The organism is Actinophytocola sp., assembly GCF_035634895.1.
In the GTDB taxonomy this organism is placed as follows: domain Bacteria; phylum Actinomycetota; class Actinomycetes; order Mycobacteriales; family Pseudonocardiaceae; genus Actinophytocola.
Map to the genome: position 1 here is coordinate 20,759 of NZ_DASQCC010000075.1, position 20,747 is coordinate 41,505.

The 20,747-nt window shown below is 67.5% G+C and carries 18 protein-coding genes; 13 read left to right on the forward strand and 5 right to left on the reverse strand.

What is annotated here, in order from left to right:
• Window positions 1–5: 5 nt before the first annotated feature.
• From serB to fxsT, 6 genes are all read left to right on the forward strand, one after another.
• On the forward strand, window positions 6–1,238 hold the full coding sequence (serB, locus tag VET29_RS10655) for a phosphoserine phosphatase SerB (RefSeq protein ID WP_324918452.1): 1,233 nt from the start codon (window positions 6–8) through the stop codon (window positions 1,236–1,238).
• The gene (locus tag VET29_RS10660; protein WP_324918455.1) at window positions 1,235–2,005 is read left to right on the forward strand and encodes a peptidyl-tRNA hydrolase; all 771 of its coding nucleotides are present in this window, start codon (window positions 1,235–1,237) and stop codon (window positions 2,003–2,005) included. Before serB ends, VET29_RS10660 begins: the two co-directional genes overlap by 4 nt.
• 82 nt (window positions 2,006–2,087) lie before the next feature.
• Window positions 2,088–3,335 carry a hypothetical protein gene (locus VET29_RS10665; RefSeq protein ID WP_324918457.1) on the forward strand — a complete coding sequence of 416 codons (1,248 nt, stop codon included), beginning with the start codon at window positions 2,088–2,090 and terminating at the stop codon, window positions 3,333–3,335.
• A 223-nt stretch (window positions 3,336–3,558) separates the two neighbouring features.
• Window positions 3,559–5,043 (forward strand): effector-associated domain 2-containing protein, encoded by a 1,485-nt coding sequence (locus VET29_RS10670; protein ID WP_324918462.1) that lies wholly within the window; start codon window positions 3,559–3,561, stop codon window positions 5,041–5,043.
• The gene (locus VET29_RS10675; protein ID WP_324918468.1) at window positions 5,043–6,056 is read left to right on the forward strand and encodes a MoxR family ATPase; all 1,014 of its coding nucleotides are present in this window, start codon (window positions 5,043–5,045) and stop codon (window positions 6,054–6,056) included. The genes VET29_RS10670 and VET29_RS10675 overlap by 1 nt, the downstream gene beginning before the upstream one ends.
• Before the next feature lie 4 nt (window positions 6,057–6,060).
• The gene (gene fxsT / locus VET29_RS10680; protein ID WP_324918473.1) at window positions 6,061–10,254 is read left to right on the forward strand and encodes an FxSxx-COOH system tetratricopeptide repeat protein; all 4,194 of its coding nucleotides are present in this window, start codon (window positions 6,061–6,063) and stop codon (window positions 10,252–10,254) included.
• Here the strand turns inward: fxsT and VET29_RS10685 are convergent.
• The 3 genes from VET29_RS10685 to VET29_RS10695 all read right to left on the reverse strand — a co-directional run bounded on the left by VET29_RS10685 (window position 10,251) and on the right by VET29_RS10695 (window position 14,703).
• Window positions 10,251–12,008: an HEXXH motif domain-containing protein gene (locus VET29_RS10685; protein ID WP_324918476.1), complete on the reverse strand. Its 1,758-nt coding sequence runs from the start codon at window positions 12,006–12,008 to the stop codon at window positions 10,251–10,253. The genes fxsT and VET29_RS10685 overlap by 4 nt on opposite strands.
• Before the next feature lie 344 nt (window positions 12,009–12,352).
• On the reverse strand, window positions 12,353–12,667 hold the full coding sequence (locus tag VET29_RS10690) for a hypothetical protein (RefSeq protein WP_324918484.1): 315 nt from the start codon (window positions 12,665–12,667) through the stop codon (window positions 12,353–12,355).
• Window positions 12,664–14,703, reverse strand: coding sequence for an ATP-dependent DNA helicase (locus tag VET29_RS10695; RefSeq protein ID WP_324918488.1), 2,040 nt, complete (start codon window positions 14,701–14,703; stop codon window positions 12,664–12,666). Before VET29_RS10695 ends, VET29_RS10690 begins: the two co-directional genes overlap by 4 nt.
• A 118-nt stretch (window positions 14,704–14,821) precedes the next feature.
• Between VET29_RS10695 and VET29_RS10700 the strand changes: the two genes are divergently transcribed.
• The gene (locus tag VET29_RS10700) at window positions 14,822–15,511 is read left to right on the forward strand and encodes a hypothetical protein (RefSeq protein WP_324918490.1); all 690 of its coding nucleotides are present in this window, start codon (window positions 14,822–14,824) and stop codon (window positions 15,509–15,511) included.
• Window positions 15,512–15,572: 61 nt separating this feature from the next.
• Here VET29_RS10700 and VET29_RS10705 read toward each other — a convergent pair whose 3' ends face one another.
• Both VET29_RS10705 and VET29_RS10710 read right to left on the reverse strand, forming a co-directional pair.
• Entirely contained in the window at window positions 15,573–16,136 is a 564-nt protein-coding gene (locus VET29_RS10705; RefSeq protein WP_324918493.1) for an isochorismatase family protein, read from the reverse strand.
• Window positions 16,133–17,413 (reverse strand): nicotinate phosphoribosyltransferase, encoded by a 1,281-nt coding sequence (locus tag VET29_RS10710; protein ID WP_324918496.1) that lies wholly within the window; start codon window positions 17,411–17,413, stop codon window positions 16,133–16,135. The genes VET29_RS10705 and VET29_RS10710 overlap by 4 nt, the downstream gene beginning before the upstream one ends.
• 45 nt (window positions 17,414–17,458) lie before the next feature.
• Here VET29_RS10710 and clpS point away from each other — a divergent pair, with 45 nt between their 5' ends.
• The 6 genes from clpS to VET29_RS10740 form a co-directional block, all read left to right on the forward strand.
• Window positions 17,459–17,746: an ATP-dependent Clp protease adapter ClpS gene (gene clpS / locus VET29_RS10715; protein ID WP_414636479.1), complete on the forward strand. Its 288-nt coding sequence runs from the start codon at window positions 17,459–17,461 to the stop codon at window positions 17,744–17,746.
• Window positions 17,743–18,306 (forward strand): DUF2017 domain-containing protein, encoded by a 564-nt coding sequence (locus VET29_RS10720; protein ID WP_414636480.1) that lies wholly within the window; start codon window positions 17,743–17,745, stop codon window positions 18,304–18,306. The genes clpS and VET29_RS10720 overlap by 4 nt, the downstream gene beginning before the upstream one ends.
• Window positions 18,299–19,321: a P1 family peptidase gene (locus tag VET29_RS10725; protein ID WP_324918503.1), complete on the forward strand. Its 1,023-nt coding sequence runs from the start codon at window positions 18,299–18,301 to the stop codon at window positions 19,319–19,321. Before VET29_RS10720 ends, VET29_RS10725 begins: the two co-directional genes overlap by 8 nt.
• 9 nt (window positions 19,322–19,330) lie before the next feature.
• Complete coding sequence (locus VET29_RS10730; protein WP_324918506.1) at window positions 19,331–19,771, forward strand: M67 family metallopeptidase; 441 nt, start codon at window positions 19,331–19,333, stop codon at window positions 19,769–19,771.
• 27 nt (window positions 19,772–19,798) lie between these two features.
• The gene (locus VET29_RS10735; RefSeq protein WP_324918509.1) at window positions 19,799–20,071 is read left to right on the forward strand and encodes a MoaD/ThiS family protein; all 273 of its coding nucleotides are present in this window, start codon (window positions 19,799–19,801) and stop codon (window positions 20,069–20,071) included.
• Between the two features lies 1 nt (window position 20,072).
• The coding region (locus tag VET29_RS10740) for a PLP-dependent cysteine synthase family protein (protein ID WP_324918515.1) at window positions 20,073–20,747 on the forward strand (675 nt) is incomplete at its 3' end.

Sequence of the window (20,747 nt, forward strand, 5' to 3'; positions counted from 1 at the left end):
TGAGCATGTCACCCCAACCGACCCCCACACCGGTCCTCATAACCGTCACGGGGCCGGACAAGCCGGGCGTCTCGTCGGTGCTGTTCGCGGTGCTGACGAGACACGGCGTCGAGATCCTGGACGTCGAGCAGGTGACCATCCGCGGCCAGCTGGTTCTCGGGGTCCTGGTCAGCACCGACCACGACCCGGAGGGCCTGCAGGAGGCGGTCGAGCAGGCGATGGCGACCGTGGTCATGCACATCACGGTCGAGATCGGCGCCGACCCGCTGACCCCCGCCAGGCTCGGTTCGAGCCACGTGCTGGTGGTCCTCGGCCGCCCGATGCCGGCGCGGGCGTTCGCCGAGGTGGCTCGCCGGCTCGCGGCACTGGACGTCAACATCGACGCCATCCGCCGGGTCGCCGACTATCCCGTCACCGGCCTCGAGCTGCGGGTCTCCGTCGCGCAGGACACGCCGGAGGCCGACGCGGCACTGCGGTCCGCGCTGGCCGAGGTGTCCGCCCGGGTCGGTCTGGACGTGGCGGTCGAGCGTGAGGGCCTCACCCGCCGGGCCAAGCGCCTGGTCGTGTTCGACGTCGACTCGACGCTCATCCAGGGCGAGGTCATCGAGATGCTGGCGGCCCACGCCGGCTGCGAGGCCGAGGTCCGCGAGATCACCGAGGCCGCCATGCGCGGCGAGATCGACTTCACGGCGTCGCTGGAGCGGCGGGTCGCGTGCCTGGCCGGGCTGGACGAGTCCGTCATGTACGAGGTCGCGGACGAGCTGACGCTGACCCCCGGCGCCCGCACGACCATCCGCACGCTGAAGCGCATCGGCTTCCGGTGCGGCGTGGTGTCCGGCGGCTTCACCCAGACCATTGAGCGGCTGGCCGACGACCTCGGCCTGGACTTCCACGTGGCCAACGAGCTGGAGGTCGTGGACGGCAAGCTCACCGGCCGGGTGATCGGCGACGTCATCGACCGCGCCGGCAAGGCGGCGGCGCTGCGGCGGTTCGCCGAGCAGTTCGACGTGCCGCTGTCCCAGTGCGTGGCCATCGGCGACGGCGCCAACGACATCGACATGCTGGGCACGGCCGGCCTCGGCGTGGCGTTCAACGCGAAGCCGGCGCTGCGCGAGGTCGCCGACACGGCGCTTTCCCACCCGTACCTGGACGTCGTGCTGTTCGTGCTGGGCGTGACCAGGGCCGAGGTGGAGGCCGCGGACGCCGCGGACGGCCTCCCGCCGCTGCCACGCCCATGACCGGCGCGGTTCTGGACCCGCTGGCGGCGCGGTACGTCCGGTGGCTGGGCCTGCCGGCGTCGGCGACCCACGACACCGAGGACGAGGACCCCGGCGAGGTTCGGGCGATGCCGGTGATCCTGCACATCGAGCGCGTGGACCCGCCGGCCCGCACCCCACTGCTGGAGGCCGCGGCCGCCGCGGCGGTGGCGGTGTGCCTGGACCCCCGCGCGGAACCGGAGGGCGAGTGGCACGAGCCGGTCTCCGCGTGGATCGACGGCCGCATCCGCAAGGTGTCCCGCCGGGCGAGGGGCGCGCACTGGGACGCGGTGGAATCCCTGCCGGGCGTGACCGTCACGGTCGGCGGGGCGTCGGCACGAGCGCTGGTGCCGGGGCGGGTCGTCGACGCGCCGAAGGAGGTGACCCGCCTCCAGATCTCGGGCAGCGAGCTGCCGGTGGACGAGCCCGGCCCGGTGCCGGACGGCGTGCCGGTCCTGTGGCTGAACCCGAAGGTGACGATGACGGCCGGGAAGGCGGCGGCGCAGGTCGGGCACGCGTCGATGCTGCTGGCCGCGGCCCTGCGCGCGGACGGCCGAACGGAGTTCTTCGCGGACTGGAAGGACTTCCGCTGCGCGGTCCGCACCCCGCCGCAGCGGCAGTGGGCGTCGCTGCATCCGGGCGACGACCCGCTGAACGCCTGGCGCCGCCGCCAAGTGGTGGCGGTCCGGGACGCGGGCTTCACGGAGGTCGCCCCCGGCACGGTGACCGTGCTGGCACAGCTGCCGTAACGGCGGTTCGCGGTGCGCCTGTCATGGCTGTCCGTCGATCGGGCCGTGACAAGTAGTGGTCGACTGAATACTCTCGCATCCCATGACGAGCACTGAGCCGTGGCCGTTGGCCGATCTCCCACTCGTCGGGGGCCCGGACTTCCCGATCGGCATCTTCTGGCCACCGCACCCGTTCGAGATCAACCTGGCGCGGTACCAGGAGATCGCCAACTCCGGGATGACCTTCCTGGTCACCGGCAACTACATGTTCGACCAGTTCATCAACCGGCGGGCGCTGGACCTGGCCGGGCAGGTGGGGTTGAAGGTGCTGGTGGCATCACCGGAGCCGAGGCTGTCGGCCATCACCTCGGTGCTGTCGGTGACCGATGACGTGAACGCCCAGCTGCGGATCAGCACGGCCGACGCGCGGCGGCTGATCCAGCAGATGCTCGACGACTACCGGTCGTTCCCGGCCTTCGCCGGCTTCGACGTGTTCGACGAGCCGCCGCCCCCGAAGTTCCCGACCGTTGGCGCGGTGACCGCACTGGTGCGCGAGCTGGCGCCGACGTACCTGCCGTACTCAAACCTGGTGCCGGGCAACGGTTCCGGCTACGCGTCGTTCGTGCAGAACTTCATCGACACCGTCCGGCCGCCGGTCCTGTCGTTCGACCGCTACCCGATCCTGCAGAGCGGCCTGGACCTGAACTACTTCGACAACTGGGCGATCATCCGCCGCGCCGGCCTGGCCGCGGGAATCCCGACGTGGACCTACATCCAGTCGGTAAAGTTCGCCGGCCGCGTGGTGCCGAACGAGTCACAGCTGAGGTGGCAGGTCAACACAAGCCTGGCGTACGGCTGCAAGGGCATCCAGTACTTCACGTGGTGGACGCCGGAAGTGGCCAGAGGCGAGGGTTTCGAGTCGGCCATCATCACCGTGGACGGCGACCGCACCCCGCTGTACGACATGGCGACCAGGCTCAACAAGGAGTGGCTGACCCCGGTAGGGCGGGAACTGAAGCCGCTGGTGTCGGTGTCGACCACACACGCGAACGACACCCCGCTGCCACCGGGCGTGGACGCGTTCCGCCCGGACAACTACATCCGACGGGTGGAGGGCGGCGCCGTGGTCATCGGCCAGTTCCGCGCGGCGACGGACAACGGGTCGCGCTGGGTACTGGTGGCCAACCGCTCGGACCGCTCCGACACGACCGTGCACCTGACCTTCGGCTCGACGGCCGCCCGCAGGGAACAGTTCCGCACCAACACCTCCGACTACGCGACGACGGCCGGCACGGTCTCCCTGCAACTGGCGGCCGGCGGCGCTGCCCTGTTCCGCCTGAGCCCCGCATAGCCAGTACGATGCTAGACAGTCCAGAATTCTCCGCTGATCAGTAATGTTTCTGTCATTGTCGGGTGGATCCGAGTAAGAGCCAGGCATCCGTCGTCGCTGACCACTGCGATCCGTGAGGGAGGGGAAGTTCCAGTAGGCCGTCTGGTGGAGATAACAGCCGACTGGTTGTCATTTAGTGCTTCCTGGGGTATTCCGGTTGTCCTGAGGCGAGGGGAGTGCCGAGGTGACGACGTGGAACGGGGCGGACTACTCCAGTTCACTGACGGTTCTCATCGGCTGCCTGGAGCAGATTCCGTGTCTGCGTGATCCGAACAGTCGCCGCCTCTGCCTCGACCTCCTCGCCAGCCGTCTCGGCGTCGAGCTCGTCATCGACGAATTACCGACCATGAGAACCCATCTGATCGGGATCGTGCAGGCGTGTCGGCGTCAGCATCCACGCGCGTTGTACATATTCATCGACGTCATCGAGCAGATGGAACCCGGTTCGCTACCTGTGCGACGAGCCCGCACTGTCGTCGAGAACATGGCGGTACTCGAGTTGGTTCCCGAACATGACCGCCGGGAGTTGCTCGCGCTCCTTGAGGGATGTCCGGGAGAGCGAATTCATGAATCCATGCGACTGGCGGCCGGTCCCACGTTCGATCTGATGCCAGATGAACAGCGTCCGGCTGACGTACTGGCCGTTTTGGAGCGCATGAACGCACGTCCTGACGGCGTTCCTCCGCTGCTTCTTTTCGTCGAGTACCTCGCCGCCTATTTCAACGATCAGCGTGCTGAGTTGTTGCGGCAGTGGAACGACCGCCAAGCCGAGTGGATGGGCCTGACCGACAAGGTGCGTGCGGAGCGACTCAGGGAAGAAGTGACGAGGCCGACGGCGCCGAAGGATGTCGATGCCTGCCTAGTGATTCGGATAGAGCCGGACCTGCTCGATCCTGACATCTTCACCGCCACCCACTGGCGACAGAGTGACCCGTATGAGTGGCGTCCTCGGCGCGGCGAGTCGACTTCGGGCGATCTCGCCGCGATTCGCCTACACGTGGCGGAACTGGTTACCCAGGCCGAGGTGTCCTGGGGCAAGGACGCCAGAACCATTCAGATCGAGTTCCTGCTCCCGTTTTCGTTGTTGAGCGTGCCCGTCGACCAGTGGGACCTGGAGAAGGAAGGCACGTTGCCGCGTCCGTTGGGGCTGCACTACCAGGTCGTCGTTCGCAGCCTCGAGCGCGCGCGATCCCCGCAGTGGCACCGAGAGTGGCGACGACGATGGTCCCTGCTCAAGCAGTTGTCGGCTGGCAAACCGACTCCGGAGGAGTACTGGATGTGGAGCAGCGGCGGTACGAAGACGCGTCATCTGACGGTGCTCGACGCGAAGTTGGCGATCAGCAAGGAAGTGGTGTCGCTCGTGTTGCGCTCGGCGCCGAAGGAAAACGACCCCGGTGAGATCACGGTCGGTCTACGCACGGGCGTACCAGTCATGCTCTGGTTACGCGCTGACTCGAATCGTTCGGCGTTCGAGCAAGAAGTTAAGGCGATGAGCGAAGCTTTACCCGAACTGGTGGAGAACCTACGGAAACTGCGCAGTCGAGCGCGTCAGGCCGCGCGGCCTGACGGACACGTCGGTAGCCGGATCTCTTTGCTGTGGGACGACCCCGACCGGCCAGTCGAACCAGCGGGGCCGCCTGCGGCGCCGGCAGAGGAGGTGCCTGCCTGATGACGGTCGAAACTCCTGCATGGTGGATATATCGCGGTCATGGTCTCCCACCTTCCGCGGAAGAAGGCCCTGCCGAACTTCCGGAACCGCCGAGTTGGCGCACGTTCAACGGGGGCCCCCGGCTGCCGGTGCCCCCAGCGATCGATGTCGAGTTCACTCGTCGCCTTGGCGTTCCGTCCACGGTTTCGGCGTCGGAAGCCTCGGATGACGAGATCCTCACTGTGAACGCGGCCTTGTACCTGCGGCGACCCCTGCTGATCACGGGTACGCCAGGCGTCGGCAAGTCCAGTCTGGCGTACAAGATTGCGCGAGAACTCGCGCTCGGTCCGGTCCTGCGTTGGCCGATCAGCAGCCGCACGATGTTCCGCGACGGTCTGTGGGAGTATGACGCGATCGGACGCGTTCAGGCTGCGGCAACGGAAGGGGGCGCGGATATCGGTGGATTTGTCCGACTAGGCCCGCTGGGGACTGCGCTTTTGCCGTTCGAAAGACCGAGGGTGCTCCTCATCGATGAGCTGGACAAGTCTGACATCCACTTGCCAAACGACCTGCTGGCGGTATTCGAGGACGGCGATTTCGAGATCCAGCCGCTGGCCCGCATCGCGGCGAACCAACCCGAGGTCACGGTATTCACACATGACCGAGGTGGCCGGGTGACCGTGCGCGAAGGCCATGTGCAGTGCAACGACTTTCCAATCGTGGTGATCACCAGCAACGGGGAGCGAGATTTTCCGCCGGCATTCCTTCGGCGCTGCCTACGGCTTGAGATGCCACAACCAGGCATGGAGCAACTGGTGAGCATGGTGGCGGCACATTTTCGCGACGTGCCGATGCGTGGCCAGGAGTTGATCAGAGAGTTCGTGGTCAACAGCCAACGACTGGGTGGGCTGGCGAATGATCAACTTTTGAACGCCATGCATCTGGCCACCTCGGGCGCCTACCGCCCTGATCAGAACTGGCAGCGGTTGCGGGACACGCTGTGGCAGCGACTAACCGTTGGGGGAACGGACTGACTGGATGACAGAAGTGGCAGGACGTCTCGGCACAGAAGCGCTGAACGCCGAAGAGATAGCTGACGCGGTGTGGCTCGCCGCACGGATCGCGGCGGCCGAGCAACGTCTTCGTCCTGCCAGGCCTAGCGCCGGATCGACCCAGCCGCAGTTGCCGCAGTTGCCGCAGCCACCACCTCCCGAGTCCCCGGCAGCATCGTCCGACGTGGGGGATGTGGAGAATCGGTCCAAGGAGTACCTGTTCGCGGTGCCGGTGCGACCAGCACCGGACGGAACACACACCCCCGCCATGCCGGATAGCCGGAAGCCTTCACTGCGGCCGGATCTGCCGCCGGAACTCGCGAAGGCGCTGTTGCCGCTGAACCGGCTCGTTCCCTCGGCCTGGCGGGATGAGCTGGACGAAGAGCGGACCGCGATCGTGGCGGCCGAGTCGCGGATGTGGCTTCCGATGAATCGGCCATCGCAGGAGCATCCGTTCGAGCTCGTGCTCGTCATCGACCGCAGTTCGTCGATGCGGATCTGGGCACGAACCGCTGCGGCCTTCCGATCTCTACTTGAGCGTCAGGGCGCCTTCGGTGACGTCAGAACCGTTTGGGTGAATACCGACGCGAAGATCGTCGATTCGGTGGGAACCGCTCCGGGTACCTCGTGTCCACCCGCGATGCTGGCAGACCCCACCGGTAGGCGCGTCGTTCTCGTGCTCACCGATGGTGGCGGTACCGCCTGGCGAAGTGGTTCGATGTTCTGGCTGATGTCGATGTGGGCACGAACATGCCAGGTCTCGCTCGTCCATCTACTACCCACCGAGCGATGGAGTTGGACCGGTGTTCACGTCGAACCGCGGACAGTTCGCACCGCAGCGCCTGGCGCCGGGAAGACCATTCCTGTCCTGGCGTTGGAACCACGCTATCTGCGGCGGTGGGCGGAGTTGATATCAGGCGCGAGTGGCGTCCGCCTGCCGGTGCTCACACCACCCGCAGCGGGCGAAGTAGACGTGCTCCCCGAAGAACCTCTGTCCGTGGAAGAGCGACTTCAGCGGTTCCGAAGCACGGCGAGCCCGGCGGCGGTGCAGCTGGCGGGACTCCTTGCCGGGGCGGCGCCCTTGACGCTGCCTGTGATACATGCCGTGCGAACCACGCTTCTGCCTGAATCTGGACAATCGCATCTCGCGGAAGTATTGCTGAGTGGATTGCTGTACCGGCCGCACTTGCAGGGCGTTGACCAATCGCCTGGTTTCTGGGAGTTCATGCCAGGTCTACGCCCGCAACTACTGGCAGCGATCGGACGTGACGACACCGCCCATGTGCTTCGGGTCGTCGCGGACGTATGCGAAGAGGAATACCCCTCTGGGGACTTGCGTCAGATACTCCTTGCTCCGGACGATGAGATGCTGCCGTCTGTCACATCCTCGCAGACTGCGCATCTGCTGGCAGCGCAGAAGGAGGTCCTGGCGGCCCTTGGGGGGCCATACATCCGAAGGGCGAACCGATTGGGTGATGCCGTGGAGGCCTACAACACTCGGAGTAACGCTCAAAACTCGACACATGATCATGCGGCGGCCGAAGGTCCTACCTCAGGTCAACCGGATGGGATAACTTCCAGGACGTCAGAAGTCTCAACCGTGACTGGAACGATTCAGTCACCCTTAGGAAGAAACCCATCAGTGACCCTCATGAGCTCGGAGCGTCGCAGCGAGATTCGCGGCTCCGGAAAACAGGCCATCTGGGGCGGCGTCCCGCTACGGAATGTGAATTTCATCGGTCGTAAGGAGATGTTGGAAGCGCTGCATGACCAACTCTCCGCGTCGACGACGACGGCAGTGGTGCCGGGGGCGCTGCACGGAATGGGTGGTATCGGGAAGTCTCAGATCGCCATCGAGTATGTCTACCGGCATTCCACCGATTACGACCTCATCTGGTGGATCCCGTCGGAGGAACGGCAAGGGATCCAGAACTCGCTTGTCGAGTTGGCCCAGCGGCTCGAGCTGCCGGTCGAACGTTCGGTCGATACAGCTGTGCCCGCCGTGCTGGAGGCCCTCAGCATCGGCGAACCTTACCGGCGCTGGCTCCTGGTGTTCGACAATGCTGATGAACCAGAAGCCGTGCGAAAGTTCTGGCCAAGGCGTGGCGAGGGACACATTCTAGTCACGTCCCGGAACTCACAATGGGCGGAGGTCGCCCAAGCGGTTGAGGTGAACGTCTTCCGGCGAGCGGAAAGCCGCGAGTTGCTACAGCGACGCAACGTCGGTCTCGAGGATGACGACGCCGACCGGCTCGCCTCGGCGCTGGGCGATCTGCCGCTGGCCATCGAGCAGGCGGCAGCCTGGCGTGCCGAGACAGGGATGGCGACCAACGAGTACCTGCAGTTACTTGAGAACAAACGGACAGAGCTGCTCGACTCACGCGCGCCGGTGGGATACGACCTGACGGTGGTGGCCGTATTGGATGTCTCGCTCGACCGTGTGGAGAAGGAGAAGCCAGGCGCCAGGAAGTTACTCGACGTATGTAGTTTCCTTTCGCCCGAGCCTATCCCACGGGCGATTTTCACGGGGGTGCGCAGCGTTCCCGTCTCAGACGAACTCGAGGACATCCTGGGTGATCCCATCGAGTTGGGTCGGGCGGTTCGTGAGATCACCCGGTTCAGCCTCGCCAAGATCGACCATCGAAGCGACACTCTCCACCTACACCGGTTGGTGCAGTTGGTGCTGCGCAACAAGCTGACTCCGGACCAGCAGGAACAGACGCGGCACACCGCGCACCTGCTGCTTGCCAACGTGGACCCCAGAACGCCCGATGCCGTCGGCTCCTGGAAACGTTATGCAGAGTTGTTGCCGCACATCCGAGCTGTTGACGCCAGGAACTGTACGGATCGCTGGGTGCGTCGTATGGCGATCAACGCGGTCAACTATCTCTTCGCGTTCGGTGACCCGTCCGGAGCATTGGAGATGGCGCGCAGCTTCGCCGATTTCTGGAGCGAGAAGCTAGGCGAAACGGATCCCGACACTCTTGTTGTTTCTCGTTGGTGGGGACGCATGTTGCGTGCGCTGGGACGGTTCGAGGAGGGTCGGATAGTCGCCGAGCGGACGCTGAAGCTCATGCGTGAGACCATGGGGGACACGCACGAGGAGACACTGCTGACCATGCACACGGTCGCCTCGGACCTCCGTGCGAAGGGCGACTTCCAGGCGGCGCGGGAAATGAACGAGTTCGCCTACCAAAGTGCGGTGCAGCGCTTTGGCGACGATGACCCCGACACGTTGGCGGCGGCAAACAACTACGCGCTGAGTCTCCGGCTGGTTGGGGAGTTCTCCGCGGCTCGGGACCTCGACGAGCGGACTGTGGAGCGCAAGAAGACCGTACTTGGTGAGGATCACCGGCACACCCTGCTGACGTTGGATAACTGGTCGGTGGACCTGCGTGAGACCGGCGACTATCTCGGGGCACGTCAGGCACAGGAGGACACGGTCCGCCAGATGCGGGCAGAGCTTGGGGGCCGGCACCCGATGACACTGTCCGCCATCAAGAATCTCGCGATCGCGTACCGGAAGGCTGGCCAACACCAACAGCAGGCCGCTCTGCGGCTCGCTCTTGAGGCCACTCAGGGGTTGGTCACGAAGTACGGTGAGTCACACCCGGATGCGATGTCCGCGACGATGGACCTGTCGATCGAGTACCGCCACGAAGACGACCTTGCCGAGGCCCGTCGGCTTGGCACTCGTGTCAAGGAGCTCTATGAGGCGAGTTGGGGAAAGAAGCACCCCTTCAGCGTGGCCGCGGCCACCAACCTCGCCGTAACGCTCAGACTTCAGGGTGCGGTCGGGCAGGCGCGTGAGCTGAACGAGCAGGCTTTCGCCGACATGCGAGAGGTGCTCGGTCCCGACCATCCGTTCACGTTGGTATGTGCCACCAACTACGCGAGCGACATGGCCGCCTCGGGGGACTACGAGGCGGCATACGCGCTGGACCAGGACACCTTGCTCCGCTCGGTCCGTGTCCTTGGCGAGAAGCATCCATCGTCACTTGCGCTACTGGTCAACCAGGCACTGGATCTACGCGGTCTTGGACGTATCGCAGAAGCCGACGCGATGCAGGACGCCGCGGTCCAACGGCTGAGAGGCGCGCTGGGCGCCGAGCATCCAGCGACGACCGGGGCTCGGCTTAACCACCGAGCCAACTGCGATATCGACCCGATGCAGATCTAACGCAACCACTGCGCCAGCCGGACCGGGTTGGTCACGGCACCGGAAAGCGACCGAATTTCCCGGTGGACCGCCAAGACCAACTCGGGCTGGCTGAGCAGCAGGTCGTTCTCGATCGACAAGGCAAGGCCCGCCCAGGCGGTCGGGGAGTCGGGAGCTTCGAGGATCTGTTGCTGGTAAAGCTCGGCCGCCTCGTCGGTTCGATTGTCAATCAGCGCGAGGTCCGCCGCCGTCATCCCGTTGATCTCGGTGATCGCCAGGTCCGGTTCGGCGCGGTACTCGTCGTAGCGGTCGGGCTCTGTCAGCCATGTCCTGACCAGCGCGAGACGCGCGTGCGTGAGGGAACCTGTCGACGGCCTCAGCACTGGATTGGGTGGGTTGGTGAAGCGATTCGGGCGGTGCCGCAGCCACGCGGTGGCCAGATCCTCAACCATCTCCCGAGGCGGATGGAGATGACGCAACCGCCAAGTTAGGTGATGGTCGAGGTTGGCCCGGTGTGCTGCGGCACGCACATCCTCCGGCAACGGGTCACTGTCCCATGACTGGAGCCGGTTCCGGGCTTTGGTGAGGAACCGACGGCCGAGTGCGGACAGCACCGCATCGACCAGCAGGGTGTCTGTGGCTCGCAGAGTTTGTTCGCGACTGTAGGCGTACTCGAACTGTGCGGTTCTGGCCTGCCGGCCGGTCGTGACGGTGTGCTGTTGACGGTAGAAGGCAGTCACCCCAAGGAAGGAGAACACACCGTGCAGCGCCGCGGTCGGCGGCCGCGGGTCATCACGCCATGGGGCGTAAAGCCGGGCAGTGTCGTTGTCCGCACTCGGGTCCAGGAGATCGATGAGCGTGAGCAGGACCCCGAACTTGCTGTGTTGGAGTTCGTGAACGAGCGTCGCCGCGAAGGTCACCGGATCAGTCGGCCGTGACAGCATCGCGGAGCCGAATACTTCATGGTGGGATGCGCTGAACGGCTCGAGCCGCTCCGTCATGGCATGGGGAACCAGACTCGTCATCGCCGTCGCGAGCTCATCAGCGATCGATGGATGATGTGTGGTCAGGAGTCTCCAGGTCGCGTGGAACCCATCGGCCCAGAGGTCCGCCTCCCGCTTGAGAAGTCTGCGCGGCGGAACAGGGCCGTCGAATTCTCGATACGGGTCGATGTCGTCCAACCACAGCTCGTAGCCATCGGCGCGCAAGGTGCGCAACGCTATCCACCCGTCGCCATCCTGCGCCGGGTTCTCAGGAACCTGGACGCTCCCGGCAGTCCCTCTGATGAGCACACTGCCGCGCTCGCCATGTACCTGCGCGAAATCCCATTCGCGACGACTGCGTATATCGGCGAGGCCAATTGTGGGCACCATGAGCGTGCCGCGCCACACCGGCACCCTCAAACGGAAGTCATGCCTGGCGCGGATTGCGGCCGCCGTGGCCAACAGGTGCAGGCGTCCGAGTTCGAACCACAGCGGCGGACCATCACCTACCTCCGGCTCGTGGCTCAGCCGACGCAAAACCCTGGCGGCCCACAGACCGTTCTGAGGATGTGCGAGGACTTGATCGACAGCCGCCTTGTTCGACTGCTCGACCTCCGCGAGCAACGTCCAGGCTTCGTCGAGCGTCGGCAATGGCGTCAGAGTGACAGCACGTTGCTGGGCACGATCAAGTACCGCACGTAGCAGTATCAGTTGCCTGCTTTGGTTGACCAGCCTCAACTGCTCAACGACGGCAGAATTACTCTTACCCTCGGCCATCGCGTCGAGGTTCATCAGGGACACCGTGTGGGTGCCCAGCATCGGTTCTTGAATTCCCTACCGGTTGGTCAGGGCTCGTCTGGAGCCTGATTCTGGAGTACGCCAGTGCGGTTACACTCCGTACGACCGGCAAAGAGCCGAAGCGAACGGAGCAGCACCGGATCGTCACTGCTGCGCAGTTCAGGCAACGACAGGCCCGTCAGATCGGCCAGGTCGGTCGTCACTTCGCCTCTAACATGCCGCATGACAGACCCTCCTCGAATACACCCCGCAACCGCGTGCCTACTCATCATGCAACGAAAGGCGCTGTTTGTGAGCATCCACTTGGGTGATTGACGCCGATCCGTCGGTAAGTCGCGTTATGTTTTGCGCTGCCAGACCACGAACAAACCGTCCTCGATCGTCGTCATCGCCTCCACGAAGGCGTCGTTGTCGAAGTTGGGGAGGGTTTGCAGGCGGGTCATCAGGTCGTCCGCCGAGGGGTCGCCGGCGGGGACGGCACATCCGCCGCCGCCGTCGGCCACCAGCAGGAAGAACGTGTCCTCCTTCCAGGGGCCCTCCGGGGTGGTTCTGATGGCCACCTCCTTCAGCTTCTCCCAGGTCACCGATTCCTCGGTGCCGTCGGCCAGCTGCCGGCGGACGCCGTCGTCGTCGATGGTGATGCTGGTGGTCACGCACTCTCCTTTGATGAAGCCTCGTCCAGGCGGGTCAGTGCCGCTCGCACGACAGCCGGGTCGGTCGTTGTCCAGTAACTCGGTAGGGAGGAGCGCAGGAAGCCGCCGTAGCGGGCCGTCGCGAGGCGGGGGTCGAGGATCGCGATCACGCCCCGGTCGGAGGTGGACCTGAGCAGGCGGCCCGTGCCCTGCGCGAGCAGCAGCGCCGCGTGGGTCGCCGCGACGGACAGGAAACCGTTGCCGCCGCGGGCTTCCACCGCTCGTTGGCGGGCCGACGCCAGCGGGTCGTCCGGCCTGGGGAACGGGATCCGGTCGACGATGACCAGCTGCAGCGACGGGCCGGGCACGTCAACGCCCTGCCACAGCGACAGCGTGCCGAACAGGCAGCTCGTCTCGTCCTCGGCGAACTTCCGCACCAGCAGTGCCGTCGAGTCGTCGCCCTGGCACAGAATCGGGATGTCCGTCCGCTTCCGCAGCTCCTCCGTCGCCTGCTTCGCCGCACGCATCGACGAGAACAGCCCCAGCGTGCGACCGCCAGCGGCCTCCATCAGCTCCTTGATCTCGTCCAGGTAGGACTCCGGCAGGCCGTCCCGGCCCGGCGGCGGCAGATGCTTTGCCAGGTAGAGGATCCCGTGGCGGGCGTGGTCGAACGGGGAGCCCACGTCCAGCGCCGTCCAGCGCGGCCCCTCGACCGACTTCTCGGTCGCGGCGCCCTCGGTCGGCTTGCTCGCGCCCTCCTGCTCCGGCGGCAGGCCCCACGACCGGGCCATCGAGTCGAAGTTGCCGCCCAGGGTCAGCGTCGCGGACGTCAAAACCGTGGTGTTCTGGGCGAACAGGCGCTCCCGCAGCAGCCCCGCCACGCCCAGCGGCGCCGCGTACAGCGCGGGCGGACGGTTCCCGTTCGGCTCGGTGCGCCACACGACGTCGCGGCGGTTGGCGGTGTCGGCGTCCCAGGCGCCGAGCAGCCGCACCGCGGTGTCGTGCACCTCCTCCAGCTGCGACAGCGCCAGCTTCCGCGCCGTCTGCACGTCCACGTCGCCGGACTTCTCGGAGCCGAGGCCGGTGATGCACGCGTGCGCGGCGTCCCGCAGCGTCGCCAGTGAGCCCGACAGCGCCCTCGGCATCTCGTCCAGGCGCCCCTTCGGCAGGTCCTCCATGATCATCGACAGGCCGTCGCCCGCCTCGAGCAGGCGGTCCGCGACCTCCTGGTCGACCACCCGGCCGGCGCGCCGCGCGGCCATCGTGACCATGCCGGCCGTCAGCTCGGCCGTCGCCACCGACGTGACCCGGTCGACCAGGTCGTGTGCCTCGTCGACGATCACCAGGTCGTGTTCCGGCAGCACCTGGTAGCCCTGCAGCGCGTCGATGGCCAGCAGCGCGTGGTTGGTGACGATCAGGTCCGCGCGGCCGGCCTCCTCGCGTGCCTTCTCGGCGAAGCAGTCCGTCCCCACGGGGCAGCGGGCCTTGCCGAGGCACTCACGTGCCGACACCGACACCTGGCGCCACGCCTGCTCGCTGACGCCCGGCACCAGCTCGTCGCGGTCGCCGGTCTTGGTGTCGTCGCTCCACTCGTGGATGCGCTTCACCGAGCGGCCCAGGGCGGACACGGCGAACGGGTCGAACAGGGCCGCGTCCTCCGGCTCGTCCTCGAAACCGCTGTCGATCTTGTGGAGGCACAGGTAGTTGCGCCGGCCCTTCAGGATCGCGAACGTCGGCTTGCGGCCGAGCGCCTTCGCGAGGGCCTTCTCCAGTCGGGGCAGGTCACGGTCGATGAGCTGCCGCTGCAGTGCGATGGTCGCCGTCGACACCACGACCGTCGACTCGGTCTCCACCGCGTGCCGCAGCGCCGGGACGAGGTAGGCGAGTGACTTGCCGGTGCCCGTGCCGGCCTGCACCGCGAGGTGGTCGCCCGTGCGGACGGCCCGCGCCACGGCTTCGGCCATGGCCACCTGACCAGGGCGTTCGGTACCGCCGACCGCTCCGACGGCGGTCGCCAGCAGTTCGGTAACGCGCGGGAGGTCGGTGGTTGACGGCACAGGCAGACGGTACCTCCGGCCACCGACGAAGCCCGACGTACCCCGACCGGGTTGTCTTGATTGCACGACAGGGTGGCACTGGTGGCAGGCACCGGTGATCACGGGTCTCCTCAAAGCCATGAAACTGCGAAGAACACTTGGTGCGGCGTGCCTGAGTGCGCTCGGCATGGCCCTGATGACCGTTCCGGCACACGCGGCGCCCGGCGACGCGACAGCCGCCGACTACCTGTCCGTGCCGGCACAGGCGGCACCCGGCGACGCGATAGCCGCCGGCCACGCCGGTACGACCAAGGTCGGGCAGGTCACGGTGCCGTCGATCGCCCCGTGCTCGACCGAAGGCCGGATGCAGGCGACCAAGAGCGAGACCACCGTGGCCGACGTGGTCACCTACTCGAACAACAAGAGCGTGTGCACGATCGACGGGGTCGGCGAGATCGCGACGGTGACGGTCACCGGCGGCCGCTACCGCTTCGACGCGCTCATCCCGTACGGCGGCCCACGCATCCGCCTGGCGAGCTTCACCGCGCGGTGCGAGACGACGCTGACCGGCAGCAGGTCCACACTCCAGTTCACCGGCCTGTCCGGGATCCAGGTGCCGTCGCGGATCCCGAAGAACTACGTGGTGACCATCCCGGGCGGCCCTGGCGGCAAGCCGAAGGCGACGGTCACGTTCAACGAGGTGATCACCCCGAGCCCACCGAACGGCAGCATGACCGTGCATCTGATGCACATCCGCATGTTCCCGGCGGGCGGCCCGACCACGGGTGACTCCTACGTCGGCACGGTGTTCTGCTCACCGGTGAGCTGACCCACGCCCTGTCGGACCCCTTCGGGACAGACTCGAAGGGGTCCGACAGGGGCGGAGATGGCTAGCCGACGTGGGGTGTGCCAGTGAGGGTCACGCCGGCGTCGGCCAGTTCCGTCAGCGCCCTGTCCACGGTGGCCGCCGCGACGCCCGCGGTGTGGTCGAGCAGAACCCTTGTCGTGAAACCGTTCGCGGCCGCGTCCAGGGCGGTCGCGCGTACACAGTGGTCCGTCGCGATGCCGACCACGTCCACTTCGGACACGTCGTGGGCACGCAGCCAGTCCGCCAGCGACGTCCCGTCCGGCGCGGACCCCTCGAAGCCCGAGTACGCCGCCGCGTGCGCGCCCTTCGAGAAGACGACCCGAATACCGCCGACGTCCAGCGACGGGTGGAACGACGCGCCCGGCGTCCCGGCACGGCAGTGCGCGGGCCACGTGTGCACGAAGTCCGGCGACGACGAGAAATGCGCGCCGGGATCGATGTGGTAGTCGCGCGTCGCCACCACCTGCTCGTACGAGCCGTACAGACCGGAGATCGCCTCGGCGACCGCCGCCCCACCGGTCACCGGCAGCGACCCGCCCTCGCAGAAGTCGTTCTGTACGTCCACCACGATCAGCGCTGTCATCACTTCTCCACGTTGATGGTCGGGATCGCCGGTTCTCCTTGGGACAGTTTCAGCCCTTCCCACGGCAGGCTCACCAGCCCCTCCCGCAGTCGCTGCCGGCTGTCGTCCAGCGTCGGCAGGTCGACCGGCTCGCCACCCCGCATCAGCGGCGCGTGCAGCTGCCGGTCGTGCGGGCCCTCCTCGACGGGTGCGCCCACCACGTACACGACCTCCTCCAACGCCGTCCCGGTCGGCTTGTGCCGGCGCAGCGCCGCCTTCCGTCCGGCCCGGGACTCCTTGTGCGAGCTGCGTTTCGCCACCGGCCGCCCGTCGACCTCCACCAGCTTGTACACCATCCCGGCGGTCGGCGACCCCGAACCGGTGACGAGCGACGTGCCGACCCCGTACGCGTCCACCGGCTCGGCCCGCAGCGCCGCGATCGCGTACTCGTCCAGATCGCCCGACACCACGATCCGGGTGTTCCTGGCGCCCATCGAGTCCAGCTGCGCGCGGGCCTGGCGCGCCAGCACCCCCACGTCACCCGAGTCGATCCGGATCGCGCCCAGCGAGGTCCCGGCCACCTCGATCGCCGTCTCGATGCCGGCGGTGATGTCGTAGGTGTCCACCAGCAGCGTGGTGTCGGTCCCGACCGCGTCTACCTGCGCCCTGAACGCCGCGTGCTCGCTGTCGTGCAGCAGCGTGAACGCGTGCGCGGACGTGCCGGCCGTCGGGATCCCGTACCGCCGCCCGGCCTCCAGGTTCGACGTCGTCGCGAAACCGGCCAGGTACGCGGCCCGCGCGGACGCCACCGCGGCCTCCTCGTGCGTGCGCCGCCCGCCCATCTCGATCATCGGCCGGCCGTTCGCGGCGCTCACCATCCGCGCGCCGGCCGACACGATGGCGCTGTCGTGGTTGAGGATCGACAGTACGAGCGTCTCCAGCACGACCGCCTCGGCGAACGTGCCACGCACCGTGAACAGCGGGGAGCCCGGGAAGTACAGCTCACCCTCGGCGTAGCCGTCGATGTCGCCGGTGAACCGATATCCCGCCAACCATTCGATGGTGGCCGGATCGAGCACGTCCGAGAGCCGTGCCAGCTCGTCGTCACCGAACGTGAACCTGCCGATGGCCTCGATCACCCGGGCCGTGCCGCCGACGACGCCGTAGCGCCGTCCGTTCGGCAGCCGCCTGGCGAACGTCTCGAACACGCACCGCCGCTCGGCCGTGCCGTCCCGAAGCGCCGCCGCGACCATGGTCAGCTCGTAGTGGTCGGTGAGGAGCGCGGTGCTGGTACCGGTCATGAGCGGTCAGCCTAGACATGCCACCATGGGTTTATGTCGGTTTCCATGGCGACACCCGTCGAGCGGGCCGAACCGGTCACCACGGAGTTCACGGCGGAGGACAAGCCGTGGCAGACCATAGTGTGGAACGACCCAGTGAACCTGATGTCGTATGTGACCTACGTGTTCCAGAAGCTCTTCGGCTACTCCCGTGAGCAGGCCACGAAGCTCATGCTCGACGTGCACCACAAGGGGAGAGCGATAGTGTCGTCCGGCTCCAAGGAGAAAGTGGAGGGTGACGTCGCGAAACTGCACGCGGCCGGCCTCTGGGCGACCATGCAGCACGAGTCGTGATCCCCTGGGAGCGCGTGGGCGCATCGGTCTCCACGAAGATCGACCGGCAGGAGGCGGCCGTCCTGCGTGGCCTGGTCGGACAGATCGACGACATCCTGCAGGCCCGGCTGGGCGAGGCGCCGCAGGACGAGCTGACCGAGCTGACCGGCATCCGCACCGGCCCGCCGACCGCCCCGGAGGACCCGATCCTGTCGCGGCTGCTGCCCGACTTCCACCGGCTCGACAACGAGGACGCGTCGAAGGACGACCGGGACTCCGCGGCCGTGCTGCGGTCACTGCACGAGCCCGAGCTGCTCGATCACAAGACCGGCGTGGCCGGCGTGCTGCTCGACACGTGCCCTCCCGGCGGCGGGCTCGTGAAGCTGTCGGCCGAGCAGGCCGATGCCTGGCTGTCCGCGCTCAACGACGTGCGGCTCGCGCTCGGCACGACGCTCGGCGTGACCGAGGAGATGCCGGACGACCTGCCCGACGACGACCCGCGCGCGCCGCACCTCGGCGTCTACCACTGGCTGACCTGGATGCAGGAAAGCCTGGTCACGGCGCTGTCCGGGGATGAGTAACTCGATCACCGACGTGGCCGGGGTGCTCGTCGGGCACCACCAGCGGACCGGTGACGGCTGGGCGACCGGCACCACGGTCGTGCTGCTGCCACCGGGGACGACCGGCGCGGTCGACGGCCGGGGCGGTGCGCCGGGCACGCGGGAGACCGACCTGCTCGTGCCGGAGAACCTGGTCCAGCAGGTCGACGCGGTGTGCCTGTCCGGCGGGTCCGCGTACGGGCTGGCGGCCGCCGACGGCGTGATGCGCTGGCTGGCCGAGCACAACCGGGGCATGCGGGTCGGCGCCGCGGAGCATGAGGTCGTGCCGATCGTGCCGGGCGCGGTGATCTTCGACCTGCCCAGGGGCGACTGGGGCAACCGGCCGGACCACGCCTTCGGGTACCAGGCCTGTGTGTCCGCCGGCACCGAGTTCGCCGTCGGCTCGGTCGGCGCCGGGACCGGCGCCGCGGCCGGCCGGCTCAAGGGCGGGGTCGGCACGGCGTCGACACAGGTCGACGGGTTCACCCTGGGTGCGCTGGCCGTGGTGAACGCCGCCGGCGACGCGGTCGACGCCGCCACGGGGATGCCGTACGCGGCGGACCACGAGGTGGCCGGCGAGTTCGGGGTGACCTGGCCCAACACGCCGGGGGAGTTCCCGGACGCGGCGCCGACGCGGCTGAACACCACGATCGGCGCGGTCGCGGTGGACGCGGACCTGACCAAGACCGAGTGCCGCCGGCTCGCCGTCGCCGCACAGGACGGGCTCGCCAGGGCGGTCCGTCCCGCGCACACGATGTTCGACGGGGACACGGTGTTCGCCGTCGCCACCAGGGCACGCTCGCTCGACGTCGAGGAGGGGCCGTTCGGCCCGATGATGCGGGCCGGCGTGCTGGACCGGCTGTGCGCCGCCGCCGCGGAGACGTTCGCGCGGGCCGTGGTGCACGGGGTCCTCGGCGCCACGTCCCTGGCCGGGCTCCCGGCCTACTCGGACGTGTGGACCGTCTCAAGAAGTGAGCACAACCCGTCCGGCCAGTAGGATCGGGACGTGCTTCGGATACGCCGTGACCTGGTCGACGCGATGGTCGCGCACGCCCGCCGGGACCACCCGGACGAGGCGTGCGGCGTCATCGCGGGCCCGGAGGGCTCGGACCGGGCGGAGCGGTTCATCCCGATGCTGAACGCGGCCCGGTCGCCGACGTTCTACGAGTTCGACTCCATCGACCTGCTCAAGCTGTACCGCGAGATGGACGCGAACGACGAGGTGCCCGTCGTGATCTACCACTCGCACACCGCGACCGAGGCGTACCCGTCCCGCACGGACGTGTCCTATGCCTCCGAGCCAGAAGCCCACTACGTGCTGGTCTCGACGCGCGACCCGGAGGCCGACGAGCTGCGGTCGTTCCGCATCGTGGACGGCGAGATCACCGAGGAGCCGGTCGACGTCGTGCCGGAATACGACTCGGCGGCACAGTCGTTGCCCGAGTAGCAGTCCCATTCTCTAGCGGAGGTTTCCATGGCGGTCACCGTCTCCATCCCGACCATCCTGCGCACCCACACGGGTGGCGAGAAGACGGTCGAGGCGAGCGGCACCACGCTGGCCGAGGTGATCGACAACCTCGACGCGAACCACGGCGGCATCAAGGGCCGCCTGGTCAAGGAGGGCACGCTGCACCGCTTCGTGAACATCTACGTCAACGACGAGGACGTCCGGTTCTCCGGCGGCCTCGACGCCGCGGTGTCCGACGGTGACAACGTGACCATCCTGCCGGCGGTTGCTGGGGGTTGAGTTGGCCCGCTACGACTCACTGCTCGACGCACTGGGCGACACGCCGCTCGTGGGCCTGCCGCGGCTGTCGCCCGGCGACGGCGTGCGGCTGTGGGCCAAGCTCGAGGACCGCAACCCGACCGGTTCGGTGAAGGACCGCGTCGCGCTGCGGATGATCGTGAAGGCCGAGGAGGACGGGACGCTGCGGCCCGGCGCCACGATCCTGGAGCCGACGTCCGGCAACACGGGCATCTCGCTGGCGATGGCCGCGACCCTCAAGGGCTACCGCATCGTGTGCGTGATGCCGGAGAACACCTCCGAGGAGCGGCGCCAGCTGCTGCGCATGTGGGGCGCCGAGATCGTCTCCTCGCCCGCCGCCGGCGGCTCCAACGAGGCGGTGCGGGTGGCCAAGAAGATCTCCGAGGAGCACCCCGACTGGGTGATGCTCTACCAGTACGGCAACCCCGCGAACTCGCTCGCCCACGAGGAGGGCACCGCGCCCGAGATCCTTGCCGACCTGCCGTCGGTGACGCACTTCGTCGCCGGGCTGGGCACCACCGGCACGCTGATGGGTGTCGGCCGGTTCTTCCGCGAGCACAAGCCCGAGGTCCGCGTCGTCGCCGCCGAGCCGCGGTACGGCGAGCTCGTCTACGGCCTGCGGAACCTCGACGAAGGCTTCGTGCCGGAGCTGTACGAC

Bases quoted from the DNA above. Each gene is read 5' to 3' on its own strand.
- VET29_RS10665 (WP_324918457.1), top strand. From the start codon at position 2,088: ATGACGAGCACTGAGCCGTGGCCGTTGGCCGATCTCCCACTCGTCGGG.
- VET29_RS10700 (WP_324918490.1), top strand. From the start codon at position 14,822: ATGAAACTGCGAAGAACACTTGGTGCGGCGTGCCTGAGTGCGCTCGGC.
- clpS (WP_414636479.1), top strand. From the start codon at position 17,459: ATGGCGACACCCGTCGAGCGGGCCGAACCGGTCACCACGGAGTTCACG.
- VET29_RS10735 (WP_324918509.1), top strand. From the start codon at position 19,799: ATGGCGGTCACCGTCTCCATCCCGACCATCCTGCGCACCCACACGGGT.
- VET29_RS10675 (WP_324918468.1), top strand. From the start codon at position 5,043: ATGACGGTCGAAACTCCTGCATGGTGGATATATCGCGGTCATGGTCTC.
- serB (WP_324918452.1), top strand. From the start codon at position 6: ATGTCACCCCAACCGACCCCCACACCGGTCCTCATAACCGTCACGGGG.
- VET29_RS10660 (WP_324918455.1), top strand. From the start codon at position 1,235: ATGACCGGCGCGGTTCTGGACCCGCTGGCGGCGCGGTACGTCCGGTGG.
- VET29_RS10685 (WP_324918476.1), bottom strand. From the start codon at position 12,008: ATGAACCTCGACGCGATGGCCGAGGGTAAGAGTAATTCTGCCGTCGTT.
- fxsT (WP_324918473.1), top strand. From the start codon at position 6,061: ATGACAGAAGTGGCAGGACGTCTCGGCACAGAAGCGCTGAACGCCGAA.
- VET29_RS10725 (WP_324918503.1), top strand. From the start codon at position 18,299: ATGAGTAACTCGATCACCGACGTGGCCGGGGTGCTCGTCGGGCACCAC.
- VET29_RS10710 (WP_324918496.1), bottom strand. From the start codon at position 17,413: ATGACCGGTACCAGCACCGCGCTCCTCACCGACCACTACGAGCTGACC.